This window comes from Lonsdalea quercina subsp. quercina (assembly GCF_000688655.1).
Classification (GTDB): Bacteria; Pseudomonadota; Gammaproteobacteria; order Enterobacterales; family Enterobacteriaceae; genus Lonsdalea; species Lonsdalea quercina.
The window spans coordinates 114,476-126,294 of sequence record NZ_JIBO01000015.1; the positions used below are offsets into that span (position 1 = coordinate 114,476).

Sequence of the window (11,819 nt, forward strand, 5' to 3'; positions counted from 1 at the left end):
AATCGGTAAAATATAATGACGTTAAGCTTATTAAAATATTAAAGGTATTCTTTAATTTTTCGAATGGTGATGCTTTAGAATGGGCTGGTCCGCAATAATTCACGTACTTATCATCCCAACTAAACTAATTAGCTTTCATAAAGGAACGTGATGAAAATTAATTATAAAGAAATCCTTAATAATCAACTTGATGAATTTTATAACAAGATAACTCATCTGAAGAACTTTCAGGCGGTAATCAGGGGGAATACGGCCAGTCTTTTAAGCAACTTAAGTGAGAAAAAGAAGCGTATTGAAGATAAGAAGAATGATCCTGAAATTGATGAATCCATAAAAAGCTTTTTTGGGTTACAACTACGTTGTTTTTCCTTTCCGTCCCCTTACTCAGGGATCCGTGAATTTATTGGTCATCGAAATGATGCTGTTGAGGAGCAAACCTATCTACTCTTACTTCATAAAAATAAGCAATATCAGTGGCTATTAGTAGAAGCTTACGAGGTTTTTGAAGATTTCATCAAATCGATATATGGATGTGTTGGTTATATCAATCCTTCATTTTGGCCTGCCAGTGACTTCGGGGATATTGCTATTAAAGATATTCCCTCACAGAATCTGAAGTGGTTTAATGTACAAGCAACAAAAAAGAAAAAGGCACCCAAGAGTATCTTGAATCAATTCCGAGAAAAACTACCAGCACTTGTAGATATCGAGATAAACAACAAAACGTCTACTAACTATCGGCTTGCTGTGACAATGATAGAAAATTTTAGACATGTCATTGTCCACCGAAATGGCAACTTTGGAGATAAAGAAGAATTTATTAGACAAGTTATAGCCTGTTCAGGTGTGCCTAAAAAAAATCACGAAGCAGCGATTCAGTATATCCTCAAGTACACAAGAAAATTGAAAGACGTTGATGTTATATATCTCCTTGAAAAAGAAGGGCCATATCCATTTATCTTTTATGACGTATTGGATCAACTAATAGATGTTTTACTCGCGTATGCTTTTATCATTAAATGTGAACTGGACAAATATCTATTATCAACAATAGATGATTAATAACACAAAAATTTTCTAATAAATATCATTGTGAAAATAACATTGGGATACATTTGGGAGGAACTTATTTAGTACAAAGATACAGGTTATAATTTTTAATCACCTTCAATGTATGCACCAAATATCAGGTCAAAGTCTCATCCACACAAAAACTTCAACACTATATCCCTGTCGAACCGCAACTTCCCCTCCAATAAACATCAAAACGCCGCATTAACTGTCTACACTCACCTGAAAGCTTCCCCCGCGCCATCCCATACAGCAAGGGGGAAACCCCACCGTCAGCTGGGATCGCGGTCAATAGCGAACGCGGACCAGGCCTGACGCACTGGCATCACTTCCACGCGGTTGATATTGATATGGTCCGGCAGCGTGGCGATATAGAAGATCTGCTCTGCGATATCTTCCGCCGTCAGCGGCGTGGTGTTGCGGTACAGCTGGTCGGAGGCGGCCTGATCGCCCTTGGTCCTGACCAGCGTGAATTCGGTTTCGGCGATGCCGGGGGCCAAATCGGTGACGCGCACGCCGGTGCCTTGCAGGTCGCAGCGCAGGTTATAGCTGAACTGTTTTACAAACGCCTTAGAGGCGCCGTAGACGTGGCTGCCGGGGTAAGGCCATTGGCCGGCGATGGAGCCGAGATTGATGATGCTGGCCCCTTTGCCGGTGTTGATCAGCGTCGGCAGCAGCGCGTGGGTGACGTTCACCAGCCCTTTGACGTTGGTGTCGATCATGGTGTGCCAGTCTTCCAGCGCGACCGTCTGGGAAGGCTGCGGGGCCAGCGCCAGCCCGGCGTTATTGACCAGCGTTTTCNCCGCCTTGAAGTCGGCGGGCAAGTTGTCCACCAGCGCCTGAACGGCGGCGGCATCGCGGACGTCCAGCGTCGCGATATAGGTCGGCGTTTTCGGGGATAGCTCGTCGTACAGCGTTTGCAGGCGCTCCGCCCGACGCCCGGTGAGGATCAACGACCAGCCCTGCGCGGCGAAGTGGCGGGNGGCGGCCTGTCCGAATCCGGAGGTGGCGCCGGTGATAAAAACAATGTTTGGCATGAAACGTTTTCTCCCCTCAATCAAATGGTCCGTGGGCCAGCGGTGCGCGCCACGGCGAAAAAATGACTTTACGAATCCCGGCGGCGGCGTCATAGGGCCAGTTGGGAAAAAGCGCCGGGACACCTTCTGACCCGACGATTATCCGTAACTGGCTCTATCGCATCCGCCGGATTTGTTTTTAGTCTGCCAGAGAGAGAACNATCCCTATAGCCGCCGACCGTAAAAAGGGTCGCAGAGGAGGATACGAAGATGACTGCACCATCAAACGCCACGGTCCGTCAGCTCGACAGACAGTATGTTTTTCACTCCTGGTCGGCGCAGGGCGGCTTAAACCCGCTGGTGATTGCGGGCGGCGAGGGCTGCCGCCTGTGGGATTACGACGGGAAGACCTACCTGGATTTCAGCAGTCAGCTGGTGAATACCAATATCGGCGCTCAGCATCCAAAAGTCGTGGCCGCCATCAAAGCGCAGGCGGATCAGCTGACGACGATTGCGCCCGCGACGGCCAATCTGGCACGCGGCGAGGCGGCGAAACGCATTGTCTCGCTGGCGCCGGAGAACTTCAGCAAGGTGTTCTTCACCAACGCGGGTGCCGACGCCAATGAGAACGCCATTCGTATGGCACGTCTGTTCACAGGAAGGGACAAGATTCTTTCCAGCTACCGTTCCTATCACGGCAACACCGGCAGCGCGATTGGCGCCACCGGCGACTGGCGGCGGTTGCCGAACGACTATTTCCGCGGCCATATCCACTTTTTCACGCCGTACCTGTACCGCAGCGAGTTTCACGCCACCACCGAGGAAGAGGAGTGCCAGGCGGCGCTGCATCACCTGCGCCGAATTATCGAGTGCGAAGGCCCCGGCACCATCGCCGCCATTCTGCTGGAAACCATCCCCGGCACGGCGGGAATTTTGATGCCGCCGCCGGGCTATCTGGCGGGCGTGTCCGCACTGGCGCGCGAGTTCGGCATCCTCCTGATTATGGATGAGGTGATGGCCGGGTTCGGTCGTACCGGTCGCTGGTTTACCTTCGACCACTACGGCATCACGCCGGATCTGATCACCTTCGCCAAGGGCGTGAACTCCGGCTATGTGCCTGCGGGCGGGGTGATCATTTCCGATCCGATCGCTCATTTCTTCGATGACAGAGTGTTTCCCGGCGGGCTGACCTACTCCGGGCATCCGCTGGCGATGGCGGCGATTGTCGCAACGTTGGACGCGATGGTGGAAGAAGGCATTGTCGATAACGCCGCGCAGGTGGGCGAAACCGTGCTGGCACCAGGATTGCGCCATCTGGCGGAAAAATACGATATCGTCGGCGAAACGCGCGGAAAAGGCGTGTTCCACGCGCTGGAATTGGTGACCGATCCGATAGCCAAAACGCCGATGCCCGCCGACAAAATGGCGCAGCTCAAGGCCGACCTGTACGCGCGCGGCTTGCTCGGTTTTCTGGCTGAAAACCGCGTACACGTTGTGCCGCCGTGCGTGGTGACGGCCAACGAGGCCCGGCAGGGGCTGGCGATTATTGACGACGCGCTCGCCGCACTGACCGCAACCCTCGACTGATCTCTACCGCTTATCCCGCTGCTGCGTCGCAGCGGGGTATTCCGGCTTCCCGCACCGTGTTCTCTTGCTCTATATCAACGCAAATGTGCCGCTATTTGCACCAATTTAGCCATAAATTATCGATATATTGCCGACAACGTCAGCAATCCTGCGTGTTTCGTAAGGTTATCCGGCGTGGAGAGATAATGGCACGGAAATCGCATGCATTCGCAGTGGAAAAGCTAACCACCCGGTCAACATTGCCAGAGGGAGAACCGCCATGAGCCAATTTCTGTCCGCTGAGGAACCCTCCGTTTTGACGCTGAAGTCCGCGACGGCCAGACCCGCCGTGGTGGTGCGCGACGCCAACATCATCTATCCCTCGGTCGATCGGCCAGTGCATGCGCTAAAAGATATCAATCTGACCATCCGGCAAGGCGAGTTTGTGTCGTTTATCGGGCCGTCCGGCTGTGGGAAAACCACGTTGCTGCGCGCCATCGCCGATCTGGAACCGTTGACTTCCGGCGAAGTGCGGGTCAACGACATGACGCCTTCCGAGGCGCGGCAGGCAGGCGCCTACGGCTACGTGTTCCAGTCGCCGGTGCTGCTGCCCTGGCGCACGGTGCTGGCGAATGTAATGCTGCCGCTGCAAATCCAGGGACGTCCGCCCGTCCAGAGCGAGGCCATCGCGCTTGAACAGCTGGCGCGGGTCGGGCTGGCGGGTTTCGAGAAGAAATTTCCGTGGCAGTTGTCCGGCGGGATGCAGCAGCGCGTCTCCATCGCCCGCGCGTTAGGGTTCTCACCGCAGATCCTGATGATGGATGAGCCGTTCGGCGCGCTGGACGAACTGACGCGCGACAACCTCAACCAGCAGCTACAGCAGCTGTGGTACGCCGAACAGCGCACGATGGTCTTCGTTACCCACTCGATCGCGGAAGCGGTCTATCTCTCTACCCGCATCGTCGTGATGTCGCCGCGTCCCGGCCGCATCGTCAACGTGCTGACGTCGCCGCTGCCGCCTGAGCGAGATCTGTCGCTGCGCGACACGCCTGAATTTATTCGTCTGGCGCAAGAGGTGCGGGAAGCGTTGGTGGAGGGGCACCATGAACATTAACGCGTTGCGTTATCACGCGCTGCCGATAGGCGTGGTTCTGGTCGCCGCCGTGATCAGCTGGTATCTGCTCGCCATCGTCCTCAATGCGCCGGGCGCGATTGAACGCACGCTGGCGCCGAAGGGCGACTGGGTCTGGCGCGATCTGGTGAGCGTCACGTTGTCCATGTCGCGTCCGGTGCTGCCCGCACCGCATCAAATCATCGCGGATATCTGGACCAGCCTGACGCGCTGGCCGGTCACTTCGCCGCGCAACCTGCTGCTCCACACCTGGGTCACGGCCAGCGCCGCGCTGACCGGCTTTGCGATGGGGATCGTGCTGGGCATGGTGCTTGCGGTGTGTATCGTCCNCTCCCGTACGCTCGATAAAGCGCTGCTGCCGTGGATTGTGGCGTCGCAAACCGTGCCCGTGCTGGCCATCGCGCCCATCGTGCTGATTATTTTGGGCAGCATGGGGATGACGGGACTGCTGCCGAAAGCCGTCATCGCCATGTACCTGTGCTTTTTCCCGGTGACGATCGCCGCCGNTCAGGGACTGCGGTCGCCGCAGAAAATGGAGATGGAGCTGGTGCGCACCTATGCCGCCAGCCGGGTCGACACCTTTTGGATGGTGCGGCTGCCGTCGTCGCTGCCGTATTTGTTTCCCGCCTTTCGCGTCGCCATTGCCAGCGGGCTGGTGGGTACGATGGTCGCCGAGCTGCCGACCGGCGCGCAGGCCGGACTGGGCGCACGTTTGCTGACCGGTTCTTACTACGGCAACACCATCCAGATCTGGTCGGCGCTGGTCATGGCGTCTTTGCTAGGACTGGCGCTGACGGCGTTGGTCGGCCAGACAGAGCGTCTGGTGATGACGTCGCGCAAGGGGGGACGATGAAAGCCAAAGCGATATCAGGCGTGGTGATGCTGGTCGCCGCGCTGACGATGGTGCTGTTGGCGTTCAGTCAATGGCTGATGACCGGCGATGTCGCCGACCGTTACCTTCTGCTCGGCGTGATCGTGTTTGCGCTGACTGGCGTGCTGCTGGGACTTTCTCCGTCATCGTCGCTGTGGCGCTGGCTGCTGCTGATGGTGCCTGTCGAGGGCGCGGCGGGCTGGCTTATCGTCCAAGGCGGCGGCGGTGCCGCCTACTGGCTTGCGCTGACGGCGGNCGCGTTGCTGGCGTGTTTAAGCGTACAGCGGCTGGCGGGCGTCAGCGACGTCGCCCTACCGTCCAGTCTGGTGGCGACGCTGTTTGGCCTGTGGGTGCTCTACTTCTGGCAACTGCTGGTGACCGTATTCGCCGTGCCGCAGGTGCTGCTGCCCACGCCGCTGGATATTGCGCGTGCGCTGTATGAGGGCGCGGATCTGCTGGCGGGCGACGTGATGCAGACGGTAGTGAAATCGGTGCTGATTGGCTATGCGCTGGGCTGCGGACTGGGTTTCCTCGTCGCCCTGATGATCGACCGGCTGCCGTTTTTACAACGCGGGCTGCTGCCGCTGGCCAATCTGACCAGCACTATTCCGCTGGTGGGCGTTGCGCCTATCGCCGTGATGTGGTTCGGCTTCGACTGGCCTTCGAAGGCGGCGGTGATCGTGCTGGTGACGTTCTTCCCGGCGCTGGTCAGCACACTGGCGGGGCTGCAGGCCAGCGGGAAAATGGAGCGTGAGCTGATGTATTGCTACGCCGCGAGTCCGCGTCAGNCGCTGTTTTCATTGCGTTTGCCCGCCGCGCTGCCGTTCATTTTCGGCGCGCTGAAGGTGAATGCCACGCTGGCGCTGATCAGTGCGATTGTGGCGGAATTTTTCGGCTCGCCGACGGCCGGACTGGGGTTCCGCATCTCGACGGAGGCGGCGCGCATGCATATGGCGACCGTTTGGGCGGCGATTGTCGTGGCGTCGGTCGTCGGGTCGCTGGCGTATGCTCTGCTGGTCAGGCTGGAGAAAAAAATCAATTTCTGGCACCCCGCCGTACGCGGTATGTCGTAGTCGCGGTGCGGCCGCTGTGTGTTCACTTAACGCTGAGGATACCTCTGATGATCAAACGTTCTGCTATTCGTCGTGGACTGTGGTTGACCGCATTGTCTCTATGCGGCTNTTTGTCGGCGTATGCCGCCGAGAAAGTCACGCTCCAGCTGAAGTGGGTGCCGCAGGCGCAGTTTGCGGGTTACTACGTTGCGCAGGAGAAGGGCTACTACCAGGATGAAGGGCTGGATGTGGTCATCAAAGCCGGCGGTACGGATATCTCGCCGGTGCAGGTGATCGCCGGCAAGTCGGCGGACGTGATCGTCAACTGGATGCCGGATGCGCTGGCGGCGCGTGAAGCGGGCGTGCCGCTGGTCAACATCGCGCAGATATTCGACCGCTCCGGCATGATGCTGACCTGCAAAAAATCGAGCGGCGTGAGCACGCCGGCCGATCTAAAGGGGAAAACGCTGGGCGTCTGGTTCGGCGGCAACGAGTACCCGTTCTTTAACTGGATGAACAAGCTGGGCTACAAGCCCGATGTGGATATCAAGGTCCTGAAACAAGGGTTTAATGTCGATCCGCTGCTGCAAAATCAGGCGGCCTGCATTTCCACCATGAACTATAACGAGTACGGGCAGCTGATTGACGCGGGCATGAAACCGGACGATCTGGTCACGTTCCCGTATGAGGATCAGGGCGTTTCCACGCTGGAGGATGGCCTGTACGTACTGGGACCGAGCCTCGGCGATCCGGCGTTCGTCGCCAAAATGGCCAAATTCCTGAAGGCATCGTACCAGGGCTGGAACTACGCGGTATCTCATCCGCAGGAAGCGGCGGAGATTATCGTCGAGCAGGATGCGTCGGGCGCGGCCACGGTAGAAGCGCAACAGCGTCAGATGGAGAACGTCGCCAAGCTGATCACGCATGCCAACACACCGCAAATCGGCTACCTCGACCCGGCGGCCTATCGCCGTACGGNGGACGTGCTGCTCAACAGCGGCGGCACGCCGGTCATCAAAAAAGATCCGGGCGATGCCGCCATGAGCCATGTCGTGTGGGACGCCGCGGCGAAATAGCGAAGGTGACTCAGGACGGATTGTCGCCGCCAGGGATGGCGGTCGTTGCAGTATAGCCGTGGGAACGTGAATGATGTGGAACAGTAAAGTGTCAGACGAACACACCTCCTCGCGTCCGATAGGGTCGCGAATCGCCGAACGCGGCGAAGACACGGAAAAAGGGCGCATCCGGCAGGATAATGAGGCCATCATTTTGCAGGCGGCGGAGCGGATCTTCGCGCGCTTTGGCTTCAAAGGGGCCACGATGTCGCTGATTGCCGAGGCGGCGGGTTTGCCCAAGGCCAACCTGCACTACTACTTCGGCAACAAAGAAACGCTGTATGACAGAGTGCTGGATGGCACGCTGCATGACTGGCTGGCGCCGTTGGATGATTTTCACCCGCAGGCCGATCCGAAAACGGCGATTGAACACTACATAATTCATAAGATTCGCTTTAGTTTTGAACATCCCGAGGCGTCGCGGCTGTTCGCCAACGAAATCTTGCAGGGCGCACCGAGGGTGCAGGCGCGTTTGCAGACGGAGCTGCGCCAGTTGGTGGACGAGAAAGCGGCGGTGCTGGAAGGCTGGATCGCCGCCGGGCGTATGAAGTCGCTGGATGCCCGTCNCTTCTTTTTCTCCGTCTGGTCGATGACGCAGACCTACGCGGATTTCTCGGTGCAGATCGCCGCCGTGATGGGCGAAAACGTGGGATCTGCCGCCGCGCAGCAGCGCGCCACCGATCATGTGCTGAGCTGCGTATTTCGCATCTGCGGGCTGGAGGCCTAGTGCTGTCCTTCTTTTGCAGCAGTTTTGCAGATTAAAAACACTTCGCTGAATACCCTGTGCTGGACGGGTCGATGCGTTGCCGTCAACCTGTCGTTATTTTCCACGAACATCGCTTTTTGTAACCTTCCCACGCTCTTCGTTTAATTGCCCCCCCCGAAAGATCGTAGTTGACCNCTTTTGCTGCAAAAAAGGGGGTAAATGCACCAAATAGAGACGATCAAGTCGCCATCGTGAAAAGTTATGGCTTGATAACCCCTTGTTTTGCACGGATTAGCCTCTTGGGCAAAAGCTGGCACATAAATCGCATCATTTATTTAGAAAACCTAACCAGTTGGTCAGGATTTATTCTCGCGCCGTGGCGCGCCAGCGACGCCGCTCTGTTCTCTCAAGGGTCATGACGATCACGAGGCAACCCGGCGATAGCGCGCGCCAGCTTAGAACATTGCACGCCCCTGTTTCCGACAGGGATTGGACAGAGGAGTTCGACGCATGAAAAACCAGACCCCTGTGGGGGTAAATACCCCCGGCATCCGAGCTGAACGGCTCAGGCGGGAGGAGTACGCTCGCCAGTTTGGCGACAGCGCACCGCCGCTGACCGCCACTCAGGCCGTGATTGAAGCGGACCGCTGTTACTACTGCTTCGACGCGCCCTGCACGCGCTCATGTCCGGCGGATATCGACGTACCGAGTTTCATTCACCGCATCGCGCAGGACAACGTGCGTGGGGCCGCCGAGGCCATTTTGCGTGAGAACGTGCTGGGCGGCATGTGCGCCCGGGTCTGTCCGACGGAGACGCTGTGCGAACAGGCATGCGTGCGCCACGATCAGGACGGCAAACCGGTGAAAATCGGTCTGCTGCAACGCTTCGCGACCGACGCCTACTTCGCCAATCCGGGGCGGCCGCTATTTATGCGCGCCGCCGCCACTGGCAAAAAAGTCGCGGTGGTGGGGGCGGGACCGGCCGGATTGACCGTCGCCCATCGGCTGGCGGTGAGCGGTCATCACGTGGTGATCTTCGACGCCCGGCCCAAACCCGGCGGCCTGAACGAATACGGGTTGGCGGCGTACAAGACGACCGACGACTTCGCCCAGAAAGAGATCGCCTGGCTGCTGTCCGTCGGCGGCATTGAGCTGCGTCTCGGCCAGCGGCTGGGTCGCGACATGACGCTGGAGCAGCTGCGCGCCGGGTTCGATGCGGTGTTCCTTGGCATGGGGCTTGCGGGCGTTAATGCGCTGGGTATCCAAGAAACGCCGCTGTCTGGCGTGCGGGAAGCGGTCGACTTTATTGCGGAGCTGCGTCAGGCCGCCGATTTCAGCCGGGTGCCCGTTGGCCGTGAGGTGGTGGTGATTGGCGGCGGGATGACCGCCGTCGATGCGGCGGTGCAGGCCAAAAAGCTGGGCGCTCGCGAGGTCACGCTGGTCTACCGCCGCAGCGAGGCGGAGATGAAAGCCTCGCCCCACGAACAGGCGTGGGCCAAACAGTGCGGCGTCACCCTGCGTTTCTGGTCTGCGCCGCAGGCTATCCACGGTGAAAACGGCGTGGTGACGGGCGTGTCGTTCACCGTGATGCAACGGGAAGACGGCAAGCTCGTCGCCAGCGGGGAAACCTATACGCTGCCCGCGGACATGGTCCTGAAGGCGATCGGGCAGACCTACGACCCGGCGCCCGCCGGTGACGCTATTCGGCTCATAGATCGGCGCATCGCGACGGATGACGCGGGGCGAACGTCCCTACCGGGCGTCTGGGCGGGCGGCGACTGCTGCGCGGGCGGACTGGATCTGACGGTGGATGCGGTACGGCAGGGCAAAATCGCCGCCCGCGATATCGATTTGGCCTTAACCGTGTCGGGGCGCCAGGTCGTCAACGACGCATCGATTTCTGTATTGCTGGACCGGGGGTGCGCGCATGGCTGATCTCAGTACCGAATTCCTGGGCATCAAAAGNCCGAATCCTTTCTGGCTGGCGTCCGCGCCGCCGACGGACAAAGAGTACAACGTGGCGCGGGCGTTCGAAGCCGGCTGGGGCGGCGTGGTGTGGAAAACGCTGGGTATCGACCCGCATGTGGTCAACGTCAGCGGCCCGCGCTACGGCACCTTGCTGGGGGCCGACCGGCGGGNGCTCGGCCTGAATAACATCGAGCTGATCACCGATCGCTCGCTGCACGTCAATCTGGAAGAGATCGCCCGTGTGAAGCGCAACTGGCCGGATCGCGCCGTGATTGTGTCGATTATGGTGCCGTGCGAAGAAGCGTCCTGGAAATATATCCTGCCGCTGGTGGAGCAAACCGGCGCAGACGGCATTGAGCTGAACTTCGGTTGCCCGCACGGCATGAGCGAGCGCGGCATGGGGGCCGCGGTGGGGCAGGTGCCGGAGTACATCGAGCAGGTGACGCGTTGGTGCAAGCAGTACTGTAGCCTGCCGACCCTCGTCAAACTGACGCCCAACATTACCGATATCCGCTATCCGGCTCGCGCGGCCCGGCGCGGCGGCGCTGATGCGGTATCGTTGATTAATACCATCAATTCGGTGATAGGGGTGGACCTCGATCAGATGAGTATTCACCCCAACACCGGCGGCAAAGGCTCACACGGCGGCTATTGCGGCCCGGCGGTAAAGCCGATTGCGCTCAACATGGTGGCGGAAATCGCCCGCGATCCGGACACCGTGGGATTACCCCTCTCCGGCATCGGCGGCATTTCCACCTGGCGCGACGCCGCCGAATTCATCTCGCTGGGCTGCGGCACGGTGCAGGTGTGTACGGCGGTCATGGTGCACGGCTTCCCAATCGTGCGCGACATGATCAACGGGTTAAGCCACTTCATGGATGAGAAGGGCTACCGCACGCTGGAGGACTTCCGCGGACGCGCCGTGAGCAGCGTCACGGACTGGCGCTATCTCAATTTGAACCACGTCGACAAGGCGGTGATTGATCAGTCGAAGTGCATCAAGTGCGGGCGCTGCCATCTGGCCTGTGAAGATACCTCCCATCAGGCCATCACCCACACGAAAGAGGGCGAACGCCATTTTGAAGTCAAAGAGGCAGACTGCGTGGGCTGCAACCTGTGCGTCTCTATTTGTCCGGTGGAAGGGTGCATCACGCTGCGCAGCCTGGCGCCCGGCGAGGTGGATGAGCGAACCGGCCACGTCGTCAGCGAGCAATACGCCAACTGGACCACGCATCCCAATAATCCGATGGCGACCGAGGCGCTCTGACCCGCCGCGCGCGTTTTCATCACTGACGGNGGCGGCTTCCGCGGCGAGCGGGTGC

10 protein-coding genes are annotated in these 11,819 nt (G+C 58.7%); 9 read left to right on the forward strand and 1 reads right to left on the reverse strand.

Annotated features, from left to right (window positions below):
* Nucleotides 1-150: 150 nt before the first annotated feature.
* The gene (locus tag RZ35_RS13775) at nt 151-1,062 is read left to right on the forward strand and encodes a hypothetical protein (RefSeq protein WP_026743839.1); all 912 of its coding nucleotides are present in this window, start codon (nt 151-153) and stop codon (nt 1,060-1,062) included.
* Between the two features lie 281 nt (nt 1,063-1,343).
* On the opposite strand, the gene RZ35_RS13780 is transcribed toward RZ35_RS13775, so the two are convergent.
* A complete protein-coding gene (locus RZ35_RS13780; RefSeq protein WP_026743840.1) occupies nt 1,344-2,108 on the reverse strand; it encodes an SDR family NAD(P)-dependent oxidoreductase in 765 nt (254 codons plus the stop codon).
* Nucleotides 2,109-2,357: 249 nt separating this feature from the next.
* Between RZ35_RS13780 and RZ35_RS13785 the strand changes: the two genes are divergently transcribed.
* The 8 genes from RZ35_RS13785 to preA all read left to right on the forward strand — a co-directional run bounded on the left by RZ35_RS13785 (nt 2,358) and on the right by preA (nt 11,764).
* Complete coding sequence (locus RZ35_RS13785) at nt 2,358-3,674, forward strand: aspartate aminotransferase family protein (protein WP_026743841.1); 1,317 nt, start codon at nt 2,358-2,360, stop codon at nt 3,672-3,674.
* 259 nt (nt 3,675-3,933) lie between these two features.
* On the forward strand, nt 3,934-4,767 hold the full coding sequence (locus RZ35_RS13790; protein ID WP_074728568.1) for an ABC transporter ATP-binding protein: 834 nt from the start codon (nt 3,934-3,936) through the stop codon (nt 4,765-4,767).
* A 304-nt stretch (nt 4,768-5,071) separates the two neighbouring features.
* On the forward strand, nt 5,072-5,638 hold the full coding sequence (locus RZ35_RS18685) for an ABC transporter permease (protein WP_455709715.1): 567 nt from the start codon (nt 5,072-5,074) through the stop codon (nt 5,636-5,638).
* Nucleotides 5,639-6,126: 488 nt separating this feature from the next.
* Nucleotides 6,127-6,729, forward strand: coding sequence for an ABC transporter permease (locus RZ35_RS18690; protein ID WP_455709716.1), 603 nt, complete (start codon nt 6,127-6,129; stop codon nt 6,727-6,729).
* 47 nt (nt 6,730-6,776) lie between these two features.
* On the forward strand, nt 6,777-7,784 hold the full coding sequence (locus RZ35_RS13805; protein ID WP_026743845.1) for an ABC transporter substrate-binding protein: 1,008 nt from the start codon (nt 6,777-6,779) through the stop codon (nt 7,782-7,784).
* Between the two features lie 73 nt (nt 7,785-7,857).
* On the forward strand, nt 7,858-8,550 hold the full coding sequence (locus RZ35_RS13810; RefSeq protein ID WP_026743846.1) for a TetR/AcrR family transcriptional regulator: 693 nt from the start codon (nt 7,858-7,860) through the stop codon (nt 8,548-8,550).
* Between the two features lie 489 nt (nt 8,551-9,039).
* Nucleotides 9,040-10,464: an NAD(P)-dependent oxidoreductase gene (locus tag RZ35_RS13815; RefSeq protein WP_026743847.1), complete on the forward strand. Its 1,425-nt coding sequence runs from the start codon at nt 9,040-9,042 to the stop codon at nt 10,462-10,464.
* Nucleotides 10,457-11,764, forward strand: coding sequence for an NAD-dependent dihydropyrimidine dehydrogenase subunit PreA (gene preA, locus RZ35_RS13820; protein ID WP_026743848.1), 1,308 nt, complete (start codon nt 10,457-10,459; stop codon nt 11,762-11,764). The genes RZ35_RS13815 and preA overlap by 8 nt, the downstream gene beginning before the upstream one ends.
* The last annotated feature ends 55 nt before the right edge of the window (nt 11,765-11,819 follow it).